The following is a 303-nucleotide window of genomic DNA, read 5'->3' as shown; positions in this document are numbered from 1 at the left end:
AACATTCTTGTCAGAGATATTCCACGATTACGTTTAGTTAATAACCTCAATGCTTTCTTTACTCGTTGTTGCGATTGTTTTGCTGGACGGGCGTAGGCTCCATTGTGGTCTACACCCAACGAAAAGCCAAGAAACTTTAACCGTAGCGGGCTACCGACTTTGGTTTTATCTGGGTTCACTTTAACTTTCAATCGCTTTTCAAGAAACTGGGTAATGCTTCGCATTACTCGTTCTCCGGCTCGTTGACTTTTAACATAAATGTTACAATCATCCGCATAGCGCACAAAGTGGTGACCACGTCTA

1 protein-coding gene is annotated in these 303 nt (G+C 42.6%); it reads right to left on the bottom strand.

Annotated elements, in window-relative coordinates; translation table 11 throughout:
• A partial coding sequence (locus DZ60_RS25820) for a reverse transcriptase domain-containing protein (RefSeq protein WP_394332044.1) occupies nt 1-284 on the bottom strand: 284 nt, incomplete at its 3' end.
• Between the last annotated feature and the right edge of the window lie 19 nt (nt 285-303).

Source organism: Aquimarina pacifica, assembly GCF_000520955.1.
GTDB lineage: Bacteria > Bacteroidota > Bacteroidia > Flavobacteriales > Flavobacteriaceae > Aquimarina > Aquimarina pacifica.
This window is presented reverse-complemented; position numbering and strand designations above follow the sequence as displayed.